Consider the following 20,782-nt stretch of genomic DNA (forward strand, 5'->3'; position numbering starts at 1 on the left):
TCAATGACGAATAGATGCCTTGCTCTGCTCACCATCGCATTAATCGAAAGCGTTGTTTTCGGTGGCCCGGCCATCTCCAGCATCGAGACCGGTCATACCATTACCAAGGTCCGCTCGGCCAAGACCGGAAAAACCCCCTTCATCGTGGCGAGCAGCTATGAAGGCACCGTCCTGGGCATCACCTACAGCGGGGAGATCGGGTGGACAAACAAGCTCTCCGGCTTCGTGAATCACGATGTATGGTGTGCGGATATCGACGGCGATGGTTCCGATGAAATTCTGACCGCCAACGCTGACGGAAGCGTTTACTGCCTGAATGCGAAAGGCGAACTCCAATGGCAGTTCAAAGTCAATGATGTGCCGATGTATTCAGTCTGCGTGATTCAGAACGGAAAGAAGCCATACATCGCATGCGGCGGGTTTGATCTGAACATGTATTATCTCGATGCAGCGGGCGAATTGCTTAAGACCGTCCCATCATCGACGTACAGCCAGCAGCGGATTTGGCATAAAGGGTCGGAGGCCCCCGGCAACGTGCACAACGTTAACTTTGTGCGTCCGCTTCCATTGCCCGATGGCCGTGAAATTCTGGCCATGGCGGGCTTCAACAACCACATGCAGGATGCGGGAGTTCTCTACGAATTCGATCGGCTCGCCACACTCCCGAAATCAAAAAAAGGCATGGACATCAAGGGGCTTAAAACACTCGGCGACATGCATGTTTGTGATGCAGACGGGGATGGCGTCAGCGAAGTTCTGTTTGGAACTTCCCAGCATATCAACACCACCGCATTCGGAATTTATGATGTGGCGAACGACACATACTCGAGCGTCAATCTCTCCCCGCTGAGAAAGAAAATCGGGCGCTCCCACTATCTCGTAATTCAACCGCGCGTAATTCCCGATGAAGATAGCTTCCGCTATTTTATCCTGATGGGGCCTTCAATTGTTTTGCTGCCACCGGACCTCAACGTAAAAAAGGCCGAAGTGATCGGCACGAAGTATTGCTACAACGACCTGTGGCAGGTGTCTGACACAAAATTCCTGATCGCCAGCTCGCAGAGCGGCGGCAGCTGCATTCATCTGCTGGACACCGCTCATCCGGACTGGAAAGCGGCATATGAAAAACTGGAGCCGACCGGCAATCTGGTACACATCCACGCCCGACGCGCCGAGTTGGACCAACAGGTTGCCCGGTTCAAACGCCCTGCGCATGAGAAAAAGGGCAGAGCACGCCCGCCCGTTTATTTCATGACCGAAAACATGAGCACCCCTGAACTTGAAACACTCGCAAAGCGGTTGGAAACGCAGAACCCGGCCATTCAATTCCTGGCCAGCAAATCCACATCAAAAGTTCAGTATCCGCCGAGCTGGAACCGAGACACAATCGTTACCAACGAAAAATACCGCAACACCAAAGACGGCCGTCACGACTATGAAGACCCGAACATGGATCAGGCCGGGATTTTAAATCTCTTGGGGCCCACGATTGATGGAGACCCGCAAGGAGCCGCCTATTGGGGCGGGCACGGAAACGACCCTCTGTTTTTCAGCCTGGAAACGCGCTATGCACTGGTTGACCGCGCATTTAAAGACGGGGGCAAAAAGACGGTTCAAATCTTCCCGGAAATGGAGCACTGCGATGCGGACTTCGAATGGGTGGTCGACAACCTGTTCGTGCCTTTTGCGGCATACTGCGAAACCCGGAACGCGAACATCTATCTGCGGTGTAAGAATATTTCCTGGACCGGAAATGTATATCAAAAATCATTCAAACCCGGTGCAGATAAACCGATGTGGAATGTCCTCCTGTCCGGTGAATATGCCGATGTATTCGTCCCGTCTATGGAGGAAACAACGGATAAAACCATGGAAATCAGCCTCGCCGGACGCATGGGACTCTGGGCCAGCGGGGCGGTCAACAGCTGGGGCACGCGAGCTGTGCGCGACAATCCCAGCTATGATCGTTCGCGCCAGTACAGCAACCAGATGCTGCCCAATCATTTTCTGCTGAATTTGGTGTTCCATGTCGCCAACGGCGGACAATACCTGAACAACTTTCCGGTTGATCAGGAATACATGAGCATTCTCTGGGAACTGATCGCATCCGGCGCCCTTTATGTGCCGCATCGCGACGAAATCCTTAGTATTAACCCCGTCCACTTGAGCATGGACAATCCCCATCCGCGCTACATGAAGGAAGCCCACGAAGCGAAGTGGAACACCTTTTACAACGAAATCGATGAAACCGGAAACCCCATGGTGTTCAGCCGCATGAACGCCACATGGATGGGCGCACAAACAACGCCGTGGGACTACTCCAACTATGCCGCGGCCGTCAAAGAACGCCGCTTGAACTTTATCGCTCCGTTCCCCAATGGGATGGTCCTGATCACGCCGCCGCAGGAAGGCCCTTTGGCGGACCAAACGGTTCCCCGCGGAAAATTGACCGATCACCTGCACCCACTCTACCGGAACATCATGCAGGAGTTCATTACGGACGGGCACAGCTATATCGCAGCCGACGGAAATTCAACCCATGCGGCTAACACCTACTACACCACCGTCAGGGATGCGATCGCCGAGAAGGCAAAGCTGCTTCCGCTGACCGTAGCCGGCGATGTCGGCTGGGTTGTCGCCCAGTCCGCTCCGAAGCGCCTGCGTCTAACGCTGGTCGACTCAGGCTACATCAACCCGAAGGCCCGAACAGCCACCACAAAATTTAACACGGTGAAACCGATCCGGATCACCGATGTGCTGACCGGTCAAACCATCCCGATGCAGAATGAGAACACAGCCGAAATTAAGGTGCAGCTCGGCAGCTTCCGCTTCATCGATATTGAGCTGAAAGAACCCTTCACCGGGAAATAGGCATGGCGGAACAACTATTTTTACGCAACCCTTTGCCTAGAATGCGTCCATTATTGCCCCTGCAATCCGTTACATAGTCAGTCGAGCCGCTATCCAACAAAAAGGGAATACGATGAACAGACGTAATTTTTCAATGCTGGCTTCTGCAACGGGCATCACCGCCATGGCTGGAAATGCGCTGGCCGGGAAATCAAAAAAAACCAACCTGCTGATCATCCACACGGATGAGCATAACTTCCGCACGCTCGGCTGCTACCGAGAACTGATGCCCGACGACCAGGCGTTTGTCTGGGGCGAAGGCGTTAAGGTGGATACCCCGCACATTGACTCCATCGCCCACGACGGCGCGATCTGCACAAGCTACTATGCCTCGTCCCCGGTCTGCACGCCGTCGCGCGCATCTTTCGTGACCGGCCTCTATCCCATCGCAACCGGATCGCCGGTGAACAATATGCCGATGCATGACGGGCTCGCCACCTTCGCCTCGGTGCTGAAGGACCAAGGCTATGCCACCTCGTATGTCGGCAAATGGCACCTCGACGGCGACGCCAAGCCGGGCTTTGAACCGGCCCGCAAGTTCGGCTTTTCCGATAATCGATATATGATGAACCGCGGCCACTGGAAAGGACTGTCGAACATTAACGGCAAGCCGGCGGTGATTGGACTCATTCCTGAAAAAGAATCCGCAAAATTCAATGTGTCGGGATCAAACCCCGAAAACTTCACCACCGACTTCCTGACCACCCGCTCGCTGGAAATCCTCGAGCGCGACAAAGGCAAGCCGTTCTGCCTGATGCTCTCCATTCCCGACCCACACGGCCCGAACAGCGTGCGCCCGCCCTACGACACCATGTTTAAAAATTTTCACTTTGAGAATCCCCGCACGATGGACGTTCCTGTGGAAAGCATGCCGATCTGGGCTCAAGGCGGAAAGGAGCTCGTATCGGAGCTGAATCAGAAGCAGATGCAGATCTATTTCGGTATGGTGAAATGCATCGACGACAACGTCGGACGCCTTTTGGAATGGCTGGAAGCCAACGGGCTGGCCGACAACACCATCGTCGTATTCACCTCCGACCACGGCGACCTGATGGGCGAACACAAAAAGCACAACAAGGGAAGCCCCTTCGAAACCTCTGCCAAAATCCCGTTCCTCATCCGCTATCCCGAAAAGATTGCCCCCGGGAAAATGATCCATACCGCCTACACCACCGTGGACTTCCCGCAGACCATTCTGGGCATCATGGGCGCGCCCGGAATCCCCGGCTCCCAAGGACTGAACGACGCGAAGGCCTTCACCTCGCCTGCAAAGAAAGTCGAAGACGGCCGCGTCACCTACATCACCGCCTCCGCCAGTGGCTGGGTAGCGGCAGTGAACAACCGCTGCAAGCTCGTCATCTCGGAAAGCGACATCCCGTGGCTCTTCGACCTGAAGAAGGATCCGGACGAACTGATCAATTTTTACCTCAACCCGGAGTATGCTCAAATCGGCAAGACCATGATGGACGAATTGGTTCGGCAGATGAAGGCCTACAACGAACCCGGACTCGCCAAAGGAAAGAACTACCTCTACAGCGCCGATCAAAAGGTGCCGGCGAATACCGGCGGGAAAAAGAAGGGCGGAAAGCTCAAGGCCGACAAAAAGGGTGAATACCTGATCGACGAAGCCGACCTCGAGCTAAACGCCAAGGGCGCAAAAAAAAGTTCATGGAACCGCGTGCTGGAAGTCCCAACGAAAAGCTTTGCGCCCAACACCACCTATGCCCTGACGATGGAGTGGGAGTCAAAAGGCCTAGATAAAGGCGCCGATTTTTTTGTCAACTTTGTCGGCGACAAATCGGATAAAACGGCCAAGCAGCTGCATATCTGGAAGGCGGCCGCAGGAGAATCCGGCACCCTGACATTGGAGCTGAGCACCAACGATTCCAATGCATGGCAGCTCACAGCCGGAATCCGAGGCGGGGGGCATCTGGCGGCGAAGCGCATTCAGATCAAAAAGAAATAGAGGAGACCAAGTGATAACTGCAAAAACAATGGCGACGGGCTTGGCATTCGCCGTACTGACGGGTGGCACGTATGCGGGGGCTTCAACGCCAAAAGTTAAACCCAACATCGTGTTTATTTTGGTCGACGACCTCGGACACGGCGACGTCGGATTCAACGGATCGACCTATTACGAAACGCCGCACATTGACCAACTGGCCAATGACGGGCTAGTGATCAAGAACGCCTATATGTATCCGACTTGCTCTCCGTCGCGCACGGCGCTGGCCACGGGGAAGCAGTCGTTCCGCACCGGCGTCTACACGGTTCCCGTCCTCGAAAAGGGCAATGATCAGGTGAGCATATTCTCGCGCTGGACGGTCGGCGAAGAGCACATCATGTACAGCCAGCCGCTGGCGGACGCCGGCTACAAATCCATCCACCTTGGCAAGTGGCACCTCGTCGGCCCCTATCCCAAAAAAGAGATGGAAGCGTCCTGGCCGCTGAAGAAAAAGCTGGGGCAACCCAAGCCATCGGACTTCAGCTGGGTGCCCTATCACAAAGAGCACTGCAAAGCGTATTATCCGGAAGGCCGCGGCTATCTCAAAAACATTGGCGGCACCTATCGCGGCGATCCCGCGCTGGAGGTCGGTGGCTACAAGAGCAAGACCGGCGGCTATTTCGCGCCGTTCAGCAATCCGTTCATGGACCAGAAAAATCCGAAAGACAAATGGCTGACCGACCATTTGACCACCGAAGCCATCAACTTCATGGACGAGCACAAGGAAGGCCCGTTTTTCATCAACCTTCACTACTACACCGTCCACCGCCCTGTCGTAGCCCGCAGCGAGGAGTTGACGGAAAAATACATGAACAAACTCGGCGACCCTAAAACCGGCCAGGGCATGGAAACGGGAAAGAAAAAACTCACGACGGCTCAGTACGCCACCATGATTGAGTCGCTCGACGACAACGTCGGGCGAATCGCCGAATTTCTCGACCAAAAAGGGCTGCGCGAAAATACGCTCATCATCTTTACGTCCGATAACGGACAGAACATCGGCAGCAATCTTCAGCTGCGCGGAAAGAAAGGCTACATCTACGAGGCTGGCATCCGGGTTCCCGCGTTCGTGAATTGGCCCGGAAAGGTTGACGCGCGCCGCACCGAAACACCGGTGATGGTGACCGATTATTTTCCGACCTTTATGGAGCTCGCGGGAATCGACTACAGGGGCCAGCTCGACGGCCAATCCTTCGCACCGCTCTTCAAGGGCGAGGACAAGGCGCTGCAGGCCCGTCCGATCTTTTGGCACCTCGCCAGCGAATATAGAAACGGCACCTGCTCCATCATCCGCAAAAACGACATGAAGCTCATCCAGTTCCTCGCCACCGGCGAGCTGGAGCTGTACGACCTGAAAAAGGATCCAAAGGAAGAAAACAACCTGGCCCTGAAAAACCCCGAAACCGCGCAGCTGTTGCTGAAGGAACTAACCGGCTGGCGCAAGGCCAACAACGTTCCGCTGCCTCCGAATTCGTCGTTGCCCTACTAGGAACCCCTTATGAACGCACATTTAAAAAGCATCGCAGCCAGTCTCTTGCTTCTCGCAGGAATCGCCCCTCAGCTGGGCGCCAAACCGAACCTTGTCGTCCTGATGGCGGATGACATCGGACTCGGCGACATCAGTTTTTTCCAGCGCCAGCGCAGCGAAACACCAGTGCTGGAGACACCAAACATCGACAAGCTGATCTCGCAAGGCATGCGCTTCACCGATGCCCACTCCCCCGCCTCGCTCTGCGCCCCCACCCGCTTTTCGATGCTGACCGGCAACTATTCCTACCGCAACCACAACTCGTTCGGCGTCTGGACACCGGAGGCGGAATCAGGCATCGAGCCCGGCGGCTTCACCACCAGCGCCCGGATCGCCAAGGCCGGCGGCTACCAGACCGCATTCTTCGGCAAGTGGGGGCTCGGCAGCTCCTGGCTTTCCAAAATCGAAAACTGGGAAAAGGAAGACGGCGGTGCGCTGCACTTTGGCTTCGACTATGCCTGCGAATTGCCGGAAGGCATCCAGAACAAGCCCTATGCGTTCTATGAAAACCAGGTCTGGATGAAACTGGGCCCGGATTCCGTTATGAAGGAACTCGACGCCGATCAAACGTGCTACGCCACCTCGAAAAAACTCAACGACCGCGGTGGCATGGGCGACTCCAACTGGGATCCCTCCAAAGCGGGCCCGGTTCTCGCGAAGAAAGGCATGGAATATATCAAGAAGCATGCCGGCAACCCGTTCTTCATGTATTACTGCAGCCAAGCCGTGCACATCCCCCACGAACCGCCGGTCGAGCTCGACGGCATCAAGATCGCTGGAACCACGCCGGGCAAACACAGCGACATGGTCAAGGAGCTGGATGTGCAAACCGGCATGCTGGTTCGGGCGCTGAAGAAAGCCGGCGTTTATGACCACACGCTGTTCATCTTCACGTCCGACAACGGCGGCCTCTCCATGGATCTGGATTCGAGCAACGGCTTGAGCGGCAAGAAGGGCTCCATCATGGAGGGCGGCCACCGCGTGCCGTTCGTCGCCGTATGGCCGGGCAAGATCAAGCCGGGCTCGGTCTCCGACGAACCAATCATTGGACACGACGTGGTCGCCACCATTGCGGCGCTGGCCGGCCAGCCGATCGACCGGAACATGGTAAAGGACTCGATGAATCTGCTGCCCGTATTGCAAGGGCACGATGTGAAGGAGCGCCACAGCAACCTGATGCACCAGTCCGCCGGCGGCCCCTCATGGGCCATCCGCGATGGCGACTGGAAGCTGATCATGAAGGCCAGCACCACGATCAAGGATTTCAAGTTTAAGCCGGAAAAACTGCTGCAACCGGGCATCATGGAACCGATCGGACTCTACAACCTAAAAACCGATCTCTACGAAAAGAACAACCTGCTTAAGAACCCAGAATACAAACCGCGCGTGGATGCCATGCTCAACCGGTGCATCGAACTGCGCAAAACCAAGGCCCCGACCGTCGGAGAATAAAATGAATAGACGCAACTTCACCATAACCGCATCCGTCACCATAGCAGCCATCAGCCGCACCACGCTCGCAGGCAAGTCCAAGCAACCCAACCTGCTGATCATTCATACGGACGAGCACAACTTCCGCACACTCGGTTGCTACCGCGATCAGCTCCCCGAAGACCAAGCGTTTGTCTGGGGCAAAGGCAACGGCGTTGAAACACCGCACATCGACCGGATTGCCGACGAAGGCGCCATCTGCAACAACTATTACTGCTCGTCGCCGATCTGCACACCGTCGCGCGCCTCGTTCATCACCGGCCTCCACCCGCAGGCGACCGGCGCACCGAAAAACGGCGACCACATCCGGCAGGATATCCCCACCTTCGCAACCGTCCTGAAAGAGCACGGCTACGCCACATCCTATGTCGGAAAGTGGCACCTCGACGGACATGAAAAATATACTTTCGGCATCGAATACAAGGCCGGCTTCGACGACAACCGCCATATGATGAGAGGCGGGCATTCACCGTTCTTTCAAGTGAAAAACGGCAACGTGGCCAAAGGCGGGCTTGGCGACAAATCCGTTGCCAAACTGCCGAAAGAAGAAGTAGTCCACATGACCGACTTTTTCACCGACGCCACCCTGGAAATTCTCGAACGCGACAAGAACAAGCCGTTCTGCATCATGCTCTCGATTCCGGATCCGCACACGCCGGACTATGCCCGCCCGCCCTACCACACCATGTATGACCACATGGATCTGCAACCCCCGAAAACCATGGCGCCCGAATACACGGCAGCGAAACCTTCGTGGGCTTCCAAGAGCAACGACGACGACCATAACGAGGCCGATGGCTTTGACCCGAAGCCCCTGCGCCAATATTTCGGCATGGTCAAGCACATCGACGACAGCGTCGGCCGGTTGCTGGAGTTTCTAGATAAAAACGGCCTGTCCGAAAATACGATCGTAATCTTCACCTCCGACCATGGCGACATGTTCTTCGAGCACAACCGCCGCAACAAGGGCGTGCCCTACGAAGCCTCGGCAAAAATCCCGTTTGTGATCCGCTATCCCAAAAAGATCAAAGCAGGCAAGGTCATCAACAAGGCCTACACCAACGTTGACTTCGCCCCGACCACGCTCGCACTGATGGGCGTGGAATCCGATGCCGCGTTCCATGGCGAAGACACCTCCGCCGATTTCCAGAATCCGGAAAAGAAAGTGGTGGACGACCGCATTACCTACTTTGCCAAAAACGGCGGATGGTGGGTCGCGGCGGTGAACAACCGCTACAAACTGATCCTCGACAAGAAGGAAACGCCCTGGCTGATCGATCTGGAAAAAGATCCGGACGAGCTCGTGAACCAGTACAATAATCCCGAATACAAAGAAATCGCCAAACGCCTTCAGGACGAGCTCTTCGTACAGATGGAAAAATTCAAGGAACCAGGCCTTGCCATGAAGCGGCCCTACGTCACGGAATAGAAGCTGAACGCCATATCATTCCGCCACACCAGCCCGACTGAATATCGTATACCTTTTGCGCAATAGCGTATTTCTTCAGCTTTTACTTCTGCTATCTTACTGCATTAAACCAACTCAGCAGGACTAACAGCTCATACCCGAGACATCAAAACAACCCTCCGCGGAGGATGCACAACAGGAGCACTATGAAACGCAGAAGCTTTTTTAAAACATCCGCCGGAACGGTAGGCGTCGCAAGCATCCTCCCTATGGCCGGATGCACCACTGCCCGAGTGAACAGCAAGGGCGAACGGACCACCGATAAATGGACGCAAGTCGGCACCGGAAAAACCGGGTTGCCCAACCGTAAAAAAACCCTCAACTATGACGTTGCCGTGCTCGGCGCAGGCATGGCAGGCATCTCGGCGGCGGTTGCCGCAGCGCGGAACGGCGCCAAGACCGTGCTGGTGCAGGACCGCCCGGTGCTCGGGGGCAACGCTTCAAGCGAAATGCGCGTCACCGTCAACGGCGTACACGGCCTGCGCGTCAAAGATAAAAAGCAGCCGAAGATTGAGCGTGAAACCGGGATCATTGAAGAAATCATGATCGAGAACTGGTATTACAACCCGCAGGAGTCGTATCCCGTTTGGGACCACGTGCTCTACAACTTCTGCGTTCGCGAGCCCAACCTGACGGTCATGCTCAACTGCCAGGCCACCGAGGCCATCATGGACGGCGCAAAAATAAAATCCGCAGTCTGCTGGGGCTACACCAACGAAACGGAATACGTCATCAACGCCAAACAGTTTGTCGATTGCTCGGGCGACGGCCTGTTGGCGGCGACCGCCGGCGCGGAATACCGCACTGGACGCGAAGGCAAAGCCGAGTTCAACGAATCCTACGCCCCCGACCAGCCCGACGGCTGGACCCAGGGCGACACGATCATGATGATCACCAAAGACATGGGCCGCCCCGTTCCGTTCTATCCGCCGGAATACGCGCTCCCCTTCGATTATGAAAAAGCCTTCAAGGACAAGCACCGCAAAATTAAGCAGGTAAAAGAGGGCTTCTGGTGGGTTGAGCTCGGCGATGAGTTCGATACGATTGCCGCCCGCGAGGACAACCGCCACAAACTGATGGCCTACTTCTACGGCGTCTGGGACCACATCAAGAATTCCGGCGACTTCCCCGAAGCCGACAACCTTGCGCTGGATTGGGTGGGCTCCATTCCCGGCCGCCGCGAATCGCGCCGCTTTATGGGCGATCATGTTCTCTGCCAAAATGACATGCTCGATTATCGCCACTTCGAAGACGCGGTCGCGTATGGCGGTTGGTCGCTTGACGAACACGCACCCGGCGGAATTGAAAACCTCGACGACCCGGCCAGCTTTTTCCATCAAGGCTTCGAAAAGCTCTACGAGATTCCGTACCGCAGCCTCTACTCGAAAAACATTTCGAACCTGCAGTTTTCAGGACGCAACGCCAGCCTGACGCACATTGCCCTCTCCTCGACCCGCATCATCAGCACCTGCGCCATGATGGGCCAGGCCACCGGCTCGGCGGCCGCCATGTGTGTGGATAAAGGCGTCAACCCAAGGGACATCGCCCAGCTGCACATCAAGGAGCTACAGGAACAGATTATCCGCGACGACACCTTCATCCCTAACCGCCCCGCCAACGATCCGAAGGATCTGGTTCGCAACGACGGAATGCTCTTCGCCTCGCCGGCCAAGTCCGGCGACGTCAACCTGCTGACCGACGGCATTGGGCGCGATATCTACGGCGAGGTGCACCACTGGGAATCCAACTCGCTGCCCGCCGAGATTCAGGTGGTCTGGGAAAAACCTGTCGAGCTTTCGAAAGTGGAGCTAAAGGGCGACACCGAACTGCATAAAAAAATCGCCATGCACAAGAATCCGGCCAAGAACGAGGGGCAGCACACCACCGTCCCGCCGGAGCTGATCAAAACCATGACGATCGATGCGCAGGTGAACGGAAAATGGGTGCAGGTTGCCACGGTGGAAAACAATCTGGTCCGCCGGATTAAAACCGAGTTCCCGACGGTAAGAGCCACCGCCATCCGCCTAAACATTAAAGAGGTCCATGGCAAACCGACCGCCAAGGTCTTCGAAGTCCGCGCCTACAAATCATAACAACGAAAACCGACCACGAAAGACACGAAAGCCCGCTGATCGTTTCGTGTCTTTAGTGTATTTCATGGTTAAACATCTTTCACCGAAGCGGATTAAGGATGGCTAATTGAGGAACGCTTATGACTACATTTATTATTTCGCTCATCGCATTGGTCGTCGGCTATTTCACCTATGGCCGCTTCATCGAGAAAACCTTCGGCATTGACGAAGCGGCAGAGACCCCCGCCACCCGGCTCAACGACGGCGTCGATTTCATGCCCATGCCGGCGTGGCGCATTTACATGATCCAGTTCCTGAACATTGCCGGCCTCGGCCCCATCTTCGGTGCGATTATGGGCGCGCTCTACGGACCGGTCGCGTTCATCTGGATCGTGTTCGGCTGCATCTTTGCCGGAGCGGTGCACGACTACTTCTCGGGCATGCTCTCAATCCGCCATGACGGCGAAAGCATTCCCGAAGTGGTCGGCCACTACCTCGGCAACGGCTTCAAGCAGTTCATGCGCGCATTTTCCGTCATCCTCCTCCTGCTCGTTGGGGTGGTCTTTATTCTCGGCCCGGCCAAAATCATTACCGGCATGACCGGCGAATTCATTACATGGGGCGCCTTCGAAACCAACGATTTCTGGCTGCTCATCATCTTTGGCTACTACATTGCCGCCACGGTCCTTCCCATCGATAAAATCATCGGCAAAATCTATCCCCTCTTCGGCGCCGTCCTGCTCATTATGGCGTTTGGCCTGCTGGGTGCGTTGATCGTCAATAATGCCCCCATTCCAAACATCACCTTTACAACCCTGCATAACTTCCACGCCAAAGCGGCCACGCAGCCGATCTATCCCATGCTCTTCATTACCATCGCCTGCGGTGCGGTCTCCGGCTTCCATGCCACCCAGTCGCCCATGATGGCGCGCTGCATAACCAACGAACGCCTCGGCCGCCGCATCTTCTACGGCGCCATGATCACCGAAGGCATTGTCGCCCTCATCTGGGCTGCGGCGGCCATCAGCTTTTTTGGCGGCACGCTGGAGCTCAACAACGCCATGGCCGAACAGGGCAGCAGCGCCGCTTGGGCCGTGAAGGAAATCTGCGGCTCATGGATGGGCAAGGTTGGCGGGCTCCTCGCCATCCTCGGCGTCGTCGCCTGCCCCATCACCTCCGGCGACACCGCCTTCCGCAGCGCCCGCCTGATTATTGCCGACTTCACCAACCTCGACCAAAAGCCCGTCCGCTCCCGCCTGTTTATCAGCCTGCCGCTCTTTGCCGTTGCTTGGCTGGTCACCCGCCTAGACTTCAGCGTCATCTGGCGCTACTTCGGCTTTTCCAACCAAACTCTGGCGACGATCGTTTTGTGGATGTCCGCCGTCTACATGGCCCGTCACAAAAAAAACCACTGGATCGCCACCCTGCCGGCCGCGTTCATGACGGCCGTCTGCTCCACCTACATCCTGATCGCCCCCGAAGGCTTCGGGCTCAGCACCGCAATTGCCTATCCGGCCGGACTCATCGCAACCGCCGTCGCAGTCGTTCTCTTTTTCAAAAAAGGAATCCCCGCCAAAGGATCGTAAGGCAAGGCTTGCGCGAAGCGCGCTCCGTCCCGCCGGCATCCTGCCTGCCCCGCGCAACGCCTAGATGAAGCGCGACGCTTTGTCGTCGCCCTCGAAGAATAGAATCCACCTTTTGGATCATGTCGGACTGGACACGCTGAAGCGTGGACTACAGACCCGCAGTGGAGAAGGTATGTAGTCCAGCCTTTAGGCTGAATATGCTGAGCAAGAAACCGCTGCGCCCGCCGATCCGGCCGTTCCTACGGGAAGATACATCAAGAAAACCATGGCGGAACAGCCCCGGCAACACTGTTGCTTCTGAGGAAAGCCCTGCGAAGCATATTCTGCTAAGAGCGGAGACGTGGTCTCCGCATTCCAGAGTGCTGCGCGCCCCTAAAATAGAGCGCGACGCTTCGTCGTCGCCCACGGGGACAAGGCCCCATTCAACGCCTTCCACCTCCAGACAGTTTATTTCCAATCATTGGAAGCCCCCAGAAATACTGGTTCTGAGAACCGATGCTACATCCAACCACACACATCTTCCGTTACGCTGTTTGTAGCGCGAAACAGAATTCCGCGCTACGCTCTATTCACCCTTGCGCCGTTCCCGGAACAGCAGAGCGAAGAACACCAGAATCAAGGCGGCGCCGATGCATGGGACTTCCCAGTATTGCTGCCATCCGAGCAACACATCGGCCTCGCGCCCTTGGACAAAAGCGCTGAACAGCTTGGCCGACACCTGCGCACCGACCAGCATGCCGATGCCCTGCGTGACTAGAATCAGCAGCCCCTGCGCCTGCCCGCGAACGGCCAGCGGCGCTTCTTTGTCGACATAGATCTGGCCGGTGACAAAAAAGAAGTCGTAGCAGACTCCGTGCAGCGCAATAGCGATCAGGATCATCCAGAGCGTTCCTTCCGGAGCACCGAGGGCAAACAGGCCGTAGCGCGCCACCCAGGCGGCCATGCCGATGAGCAGCATTTTCTTTACGCCCAGTTTGGCGAAGAACAGCGGCATGACGAGCATGAAAAAGATTTCCGACATTTGCCCGAACGACATCTTGAATGCGGGATCCGCCAGTCCGCTGGCATTCACAAAAACCGGCGCATAGGCATAGTAGGCCGCCAGCGGAATGCAGATGAGCATGGAACTGACGATGAACACGAGGAACGAAGGCTTCTTCAACAGCGACAGCGCATCGAGGCAGAGCAGATCGCGCACCGAGACCTTTTTACCTTTGGCAGGGGGCGGTGTATGCGGAAGCGTCAGGCAGTAGAGCCCCAGCAGCACCCCTGCCCCGCCGGCGATCTGCAGCGGAAGAACGGTCTCATCCGCATGAAGCACCATGCTCACCAGAGTGCCGGCGGCAATCCATCCAAGCGTCCCGAAAACCCGAATCAGCGGAAACTGCTTTTCCTGGTTGGTGATGTTGTGGAAGACCAGCGTATTGGTCAGCCCAAGCGTCGGCATGTAGCAGAGCGTATGTAGGAACAAGAGTCCAATGAATGGAAATGCAGACGGCTGCGCCGCCGCGCCAAACAACAGCACGCCGCCGAGAATATGCAGAGTGCCAAGCACCCGCTCCGTCGCGAAGAAACGGTCGGCCACCATGCCGAGCAGGAACGGGGAAAGAATAGCGGCGACCGGCCCGACGGAATACGCCCAGCCGATGGCATCGCCCATGCCCGCTTTGAACATGTAGTTGCCGACCGTAACGAACCAGGCGCCCCAGACAAAAAACTGGAGAAACATCATCGCCGAAAGGCGTGCACCAATATAGGGGTGTATATTAGATTCACTCATCGTTAGTTCCTTATACTCAAACTTCTTACCATTCTGCTACGGAGCTGCATTACATATTATTTATGGTTAAAAAAGTAAAAGCATCCGCAACGAATCCATACAGCCGAAATATTCGTTGCCATTAATCCCTCTGCTGCACAGCCGCGTTAGTTGCGGCCCTTCCGTTTGTAGTCCGCCCCGTTGATGCTCCGGACAACGGAGCGCATCCAAGCATTCAATTCCGCCTTCATCCGCTCAAACCGCTCCCTGTACTCGGGAAGGGAGGATAGATCGGTTGCTTCCATTGGATCGTCTTCCAGATTGTAGAGCTCGTAGACACTGGTTTTTTTCGTGATGCGGTGCAGCTTCCACGGCCAATCGTTCCAAGCGGCATGCCCTGTTGCGATGTCTTCGGGAAATTGCGGGAAGTCGAACGAATCCTTTTGCATGCGTTCCGCGTTGTGGGGAAGCGACGCGCCGGCCTGCTGCTTTTCCATAATATCTTTCAGGATCAGATCGCTTTTCGTCGATTGCCCACCCTGGAAAAGATGCCAAAAGCCCATGGGCTTGGCGCGACGCTTCATTTCGCCGCTAAATACGCCGCTCACATCCATGCCGTCCTGCGGCGTTGGGTTCGCCGCCTCAATTCCGGCCATGGAAAGCAGGGTTGGAAACAGATCAAACGTGACGACCGGAACGCTGGTTCGGCCTTTGAGTTTTTTCGCGGGCCATTCAATGATGCCGGGCACCCGCAAGCCCCCTTCGTAGATGCTTCCCTTCTTCTCGCGCCCGCCTGAACTTTCTTTCAGCAAGCCGCCGTTGTCGCTGCAATACCAAAGAATCGTATTCTCGGCGAGGCCCATCCGCCTCAGCTCCCCGCGCAGCCGCCCGACCTGTTGATCGAGCAAGGCAATCTCCCGGAAATATCCGGCATTTTTTTCGCCGTCGTACAGGCGGACGCCATCAGGCACCTCTTTATGCGGCGAGTGGGGCGATGGAAACCACACAACGGCAAAGATGGGCTTACTGCCCTCCTTGTGCTTTTCCAAGAATTCGATGGCATCGTCCATCAGGATCACCGAGCCCTTGCCCTTGCGGTGCTCAACCGTTCCGTTGCGGCTCAGGTAGGGATCGTTATCGAAAAAGTTCAGACCAACCACCCATTCGTCAAAACCCATGGAGGAGGGGTTGCATGGCGAGCCGGGCTGCCCCGAACCCAGATGGACCTTGCCGAAAATACCGGTTGTGTATCCAGCCGCCTTCAGTGTTTCAGCCAACGTGGTTTCGTGGGGGCGCATGTAGCGTCCATGGTTGGGCACCTTTGCGCGAATAGGGCTACGGCCGGTCATCACGCTGGCGCGGGTGGGCGAGCAAACGGGCGCCGCGGCATAGAAGCGGTCGAAAACAAACGCGTCCCGCGCCATGGCATCGAGCTCCGGCGTTTTCAATACGGGATGACCGTTGTAGCCGGTATCCCCCCACCCTTGGTCGTCGGCCATAACCAAAATAATATTGGGCTTTTGTTCAGAGGCATAGCAACCACCGACCATCAGTCTCATCAGTCCCATCAGCGCGACGGCAACCATTCCATATCTAATCATTGTTCACCTCTGAGTCGTTCCGCCGCCAACTGGATATCGGCCATTCGCGCATCTCCCGCTTCGCGTTCGATCGCCAAGGCGCCTGTATATCCGATTTCCTCCAAGGTTTGAATAAACGTATCGCATCCGACTTCGCCATCGCCCCACGGGACTTCGGCGCCCCACTCGCCGGGCGCGGCGGTCTTGACAGCATCTTTGATGTGCACATGTTTGATCCACGGCGCAAGCACACGGACGGCCTCAATCGGATCGCCTTTGCCGTAAAGAATCATGTTGGCCGGGTCAAAGTTTACGCCCAGTGCGGGGTGGTTGAGATCTTCCAAGCAGACGCGCAAATCAGTGGCGGTTTCCTGCCCGGTTTCGAGCAGCAGCATAACGCCGCGCGCCTGCGCGGCATCGGCCAGCTCCGACATGCGGGCGCAAAACAGTTGATAGCCCTCTGCATCTTTGTGATCGATGAAGCCCGCATGGAAGGTCAGAAATGCAACGCCCATTTCCGCCGTCTTTTCGATGGCATCCAAGGTCAGCGCGCGGTTCACCGTCCAGCAGTCGTCCGGCACAATGCCGCCGGTTTCGCGAATGCTTCCGAGCGAGGAATAATCCTCCTGCGGAAACGCCAGCATCGTGGCGCTGACCTTCCAACTGTTTTCAGCAATCGCCTCGCGTAAAAGAGGCGCGGCAACCAGCTCGAGATGCAGGAGGGTAAGTTCTGTTTTTCCCAGAGTCCGGGAAATATCGAAAGGATTGTTGAGCAGCGACCAGCTGCAAATGCCAAGGGGGTGCTTCATCGATTTGTCTCCAATGCCATACGGACCGACTCGCGCGCCTGCTCCGGCGTGATGACGGCTTCTGTGTTTGTTCCTGAAATCAATGCAGCAAAATATTCAATCTCGCCGGCATAGCCCATGCCGTCCCCCACCTCGGGTTCGTACGGGCTGCCCTCGGAGGGATAGACGGTCAGCGTGGTGCCGTCATAAACCGAGGCCGCGGTTTCGAAAACAATCTTAAAGGCCATCTGGAAACCGAACGACTCCGGCATCAGCCAGCTGGCGGTGGCCGAAATGACGCGGTCGTCGCCATAGTCGAGCCACGTTTGAACATGCTTGAATGTGGAGCGCACCGAACGGCTTCCGGCCGGCGCACCGAAGAGGTATTGAATAAAGTCGAGATCGTGAATATGCAGATCCAGCGCAATGCCGCCGCTCTTCGCAGGATCCGAAAGCCAGCTGTCGCCATCCCATGCCGGCGCATAGGTGAGCCGTGAAAAATCGGCCGAGAGCACCTTGCCGTATTCACCACTTTGGACCGCCTGCTTGGCCCAAACATATTCCGGCCAAAACCGGATGCAATGGGCCACCATCAAGTACCGGCCCGCCTTTGATGCGGACGCGATCATGGCGTCGCAATCGGCAGTGTTCAGCGCCATCGGCTTTTCGCACAGCACATGAACACCAGCTTCCAGGCATTGAATTGAAATGGCTTTGTGCAGGTGGGTCGGCAGCGTGATCGACACGGCATCGAGCTTTTCACCGGCCAGCATTTCTGCCACATCGGAATAGAGGGTCATACCTTCAAGATCAAGAACCTCTTGCCCCGCGTCAATATTCCCCTGCGTTGCCTTCCCAACCTCCGGACTCTTGTCGCAAACCGCAACCACTTGCGCACCGTCCAATGCCTGCCAATTGCGCAAGTGAACGCCGCCCATGAATCCCAGTCCAATAATTCCGACTCGAATCATGACAGACCGTCGACTTTCCAGCCCTTGCGGTAGGTGCGACGAATGAATTGATTCGCAGCATCATGGTTGGTGAAGCGCAGATTGGCGGCATCCCACATCAATGTTTCGTTCGGGAAACGCGAGGAGAGCGCCCCCAGCAGAACGGTTTCTGTGAGCAGTCCCCCATAGGTGACAAAGTCTGCAATCGGCTTCACGTCCTCACCGCGTATGGCATCCACGTAATCTCCGTAGTGATCGCGCGCCGGGAATTTCGGATAGCGGTAGTCTGCAAATTTTTCGCGCGGATAAGGCACGGGAAGCCCGCCATGCGGCGCTAAAAGGACCCCTTCCGTTCCAATGAATATGCCCCCTTGCTTCGGCATTTTTTCACCAAACAAATCCATCAGCGCCTGTGGCGGACGGTGGGCACCGTCGGTCCAGATGACCTTAACGGTCTTGCCAGCGGTGCGTGTATTGCCGGGAAAAATATATTCAAATTTTTCATCAATAGCCCAATTGGTTTTGTTCGGCACGCTACCGAGCGACTTGACCGAAAGCGGCGCCTTGATGCCCAGTGCACCGAACATGGGGCTGTAAATATGGCAGCCCATGTCGCCGAGGGTTCCAGTGCCGTAGTCGAGGCGCTTTCGCCAGCCACTCGGATGGTAATATTTATTGCCGAGATACGGTTTCTTCGGCCCCACGCCGCACCACAGATCCCAATCGAGTGTTTCTGGAACAGGGTCGCATCTGTCCGGCAGGGTCCCTGGGTCGCCCCAGGTTTTGTGACTGAAGATATGGACTTCCTTTACCTTGCCGATCACACCGTCCTGAATCATCCGCACCGCCAGCCGTTCATAAGTGCTGGATGAAAGCTGAATGCCCATCTGGGTAACAACACCCGTCTCCTGCGCCACCTCGGCCATCCGCCGCGTTTCATAGAGATTCTGCGCCAGCGGTTTTTGCCCAAACACGTGCAGCCCAAGCTTCATCGCCGTCACAGCAATCGGTGCATGCATGTGGTCCGGCGTTGATACATTGACCGAATCGAGATTCTTATGCTCCTTCTCCAGCAACACGCGCCAATCCTTATAGATTCTGGCCTCCGGATAGTTTTTCTTGATCTTTCCCACCCGCGTTTCATCCACCTCGGCCACGGCCACCAGATTGCAATGGCCGGTCCGCATCATCATTCCGATATCAGATCCCGCCTTGCCCCCCGCGCCGAAGCTGGCATGGTTAATCTTTTCGTTAGGAGAAACGCCTTGAGCGCCAACATTAAAAAGAGGAAGGCCGGCCGCCACGGCCGTGCTTCTGATGAATGAACGTCTACTTGGATTCATGATTAAGCTCCTTGATGAGAATGTTGCGAAAAGCGACCGGACTGTTGTGCCCGGCAAAACCGAAATGACCGCGGGTCAGCTCCTTGCCCGGATGTTTCTTGTCGGCCAAATATTCAGTGACCCCTGACAGATCGGCATCGAGAATCAACGTGCCGTTGAGCTCGACCTTGATCGTCGATCCAACGACCTCCACCGTTTGAAAGTTCCATTCGCCAACGGGTCGCTGATAGCCCCGGTGCGCCGGCATCATGCCGTAGGCGGAACCATGGTACTGCCGTTGATCGAGCTTGGCGTATTTGGGCGCCGTGTTGTCGAGCACCTGCAGTTCGCACATGCCGTTGTAAGCCGGATTGCCCTTGCCGGGATAGCGGATCGCCAGCCCGTTGTTTCCACCTTCTGGAAGTTTAAATTCAAACTGCACGGCAAAGTCGGAATATTCCGTTTCGGTAAAGATGGTTCCGCCCTTTCCTTTTTTGCACTGAATCATGCCGTTCTCGAATAAATAGTTATCGGCCGGGCCCTGCCAGTCCGCCGGAACTTCTCCGTCCTCCCAGGCATTGAAAACGAGGATTTGATTGGCCTCTTCGCCGCCAATCTCCCGGATGAAAACATTGCGCCAGCTGATTTCCCCGCCGTGGGTCTGCAATTGAATCGGCCCAGAGCGGGGCACCGGCATATCGCGGTTGAAATAGTTTTCCAACCGAGCGTGATCAACCACGATCTGATCATTTAAAAGAACAGAAACCCGTTCCCCCACCATGAGGATGCGCATCTGGTTCCATTCGCCGAACGGCTGGTCGGCCAGCACCAGCGGATCCCGGCCTTCGAGGTTTTTCTTGTTGTTCCACAGCCCGCCCGACCCCTTGTCGGCACCGAGCTTGAATTTTTTCTTATCGGTGGAATCCCAAATCTGCACCTGCGGTATGCCGCGCAAATAAACCCCGCTGTCGGCGCGGGCGACGGTTTTATATTCGAGCATCAGCTCAAAGTCGGCATAGTTTTTATCCGTCGTTAAAAACAACCCTTTGCCGTCGTTCACCAACACGTCGCCCTCGACGCGCCAATGCTGATGAATGTCTTTCAGGCTGGCCTGCTTTTTTTCCTCAAACTTTTCCGGGGGCAGCGCCATCCATTTGGCCGGATCTTCCGTCTTCAAGCCCCACCACCCCGTCAGATCCTTTCCGTTAAAGAGAGGAACAAAACCCTCCGGCAACGCAGCAACATTGAGGAGCAGCCCTGCACACCCAGCCAGCAAACATATCTTCAGTTTCCAATTCATGGAACGGAATCTATCAGAACAGG

The 20,782-nt window shown here is 56.2% G+C and carries 13 protein-coding genes; 7 read left to right on the forward strand and 6 right to left on the reverse strand.

Going from position 1 to position 20,782, the window contains the following annotated elements; genetic code table 11:
* The first annotated feature begins 3 nt into the window (after positions 1-3).
* The 7 genes from SCARR_RS12450 (at position 4) to SCARR_RS12480 (ending at position 13,060) form a co-directional block, all read left to right on the forward strand.
* Positions 4-2,871: a hypothetical protein gene (locus tag SCARR_RS12450; protein WP_136061894.1), complete on the forward strand. Its 2,868-nt coding sequence runs from the start codon at positions 4-6 to the stop codon at positions 2,869-2,871.
* A gap of 112 nt (positions 2,872-2,983) precedes the next feature.
* Positions 2,984-4,876: a sulfatase-like hydrolase/transferase gene (locus tag SCARR_RS12455; protein ID WP_136061895.1), complete on the forward strand. Its 1,893-nt coding sequence runs from the start codon at positions 2,984-2,986 to the stop codon at positions 4,874-4,876.
* Between the two features lie 10 nt (positions 4,877-4,886).
* A complete protein-coding gene (locus SCARR_RS12460; RefSeq protein ID WP_222846281.1) occupies positions 4,887-6,404 on the forward strand; it encodes a sulfatase in 1,518 nt (505 codons plus the stop codon).
* A 9-nt stretch (positions 6,405-6,413) separates the two neighbouring features.
* Positions 6,414-7,895 (forward strand): sulfatase family protein, encoded by a 1,482-nt coding sequence (locus SCARR_RS12465; RefSeq protein ID WP_136061896.1) that lies wholly within the window; start codon positions 6,414-6,416, stop codon positions 7,893-7,895.
* A 1-nt stretch (position 7,896) separates the two neighbouring features.
* Positions 7,897-9,363: a sulfatase-like hydrolase/transferase gene (locus SCARR_RS12470; protein WP_168433274.1), complete on the forward strand. Its 1,467-nt coding sequence runs from the start codon at positions 7,897-7,899 to the stop codon at positions 9,361-9,363.
* Positions 9,364-9,548: 185 nt separating this feature from the next.
* Positions 9,549-11,495, forward strand: a complete 1,947-nt coding sequence (locus SCARR_RS12475) for an FAD-dependent oxidoreductase (protein WP_136061898.1) — start codon at positions 9,549-9,551, stop codon at positions 11,493-11,495.
* A 119-nt stretch (positions 11,496-11,614) separates the two neighbouring features.
* Positions 11,615-13,060: a carbon starvation CstA family protein gene (locus SCARR_RS12480; RefSeq protein WP_136061899.1), complete on the forward strand. Its 1,446-nt coding sequence runs from the start codon at positions 11,615-11,617 to the stop codon at positions 13,058-13,060.
* A 565-nt stretch (positions 13,061-13,625) separates the two neighbouring features.
* Here SCARR_RS12480 and SCARR_RS12485 read toward each other — a convergent pair.
* The 6 genes from SCARR_RS12485 to SCARR_RS12510 form a co-directional block, all read right to left on the reverse strand.
* On the reverse strand, positions 13,626-14,840 hold the full coding sequence (locus SCARR_RS12485) for a nucleoside permease (RefSeq protein WP_187356367.1): 1,215 nt from the start codon (positions 14,838-14,840) through the stop codon (positions 13,626-13,628).
* Between the two features lie 146 nt (positions 14,841-14,986).
* Positions 14,987-16,420 (reverse strand): sulfatase-like hydrolase/transferase, encoded by a 1,434-nt coding sequence (locus SCARR_RS12490; protein ID WP_136061900.1) that lies wholly within the window; start codon positions 16,418-16,420, stop codon positions 14,987-14,989.
* Complete coding sequence (locus tag SCARR_RS12495; RefSeq protein ID WP_136061901.1) at positions 16,417-17,208, reverse strand: sugar phosphate isomerase/epimerase family protein; 792 nt, start codon at positions 17,206-17,208, stop codon at positions 16,417-16,419. The genes SCARR_RS12490 and SCARR_RS12495 overlap by 4 nt, the downstream gene beginning before the upstream one ends.
* Positions 17,205-18,158, reverse strand: coding sequence for a Gfo/Idh/MocA family protein (locus SCARR_RS12500; protein ID WP_136061902.1), 954 nt, complete (start codon positions 18,156-18,158; stop codon positions 17,205-17,207). The genes SCARR_RS12495 and SCARR_RS12500 overlap by 4 nt, the downstream gene beginning before the upstream one ends.
* Positions 18,155-19,480: a Gfo/Idh/MocA family protein gene (locus tag SCARR_RS12505; RefSeq protein ID WP_136061903.1), complete on the reverse strand. Its 1,326-nt coding sequence runs from the start codon at positions 19,478-19,480 to the stop codon at positions 18,155-18,157. The genes SCARR_RS12500 and SCARR_RS12505 overlap by 4 nt, the downstream gene beginning before the upstream one ends.
* Complete coding sequence (locus SCARR_RS12510) at positions 19,467-20,759, reverse strand: 3-keto-disaccharide hydrolase (RefSeq protein WP_136061904.1); 1,293 nt, start codon at positions 20,757-20,759, stop codon at positions 19,467-19,469. The genes SCARR_RS12505 and SCARR_RS12510 overlap by 14 nt, the downstream gene beginning before the upstream one ends.
* Positions 20,760-20,782: the final 23 nt, after the last annotated feature.

It is taken from the genome of Pontiella sulfatireligans (assembly GCF_900890705.1).
Classification (GTDB): domain Bacteria; phylum Verrucomicrobiota; class Kiritimatiellia; order Kiritimatiellales; family Pontiellaceae; genus Pontiella; species Pontiella sulfatireligans.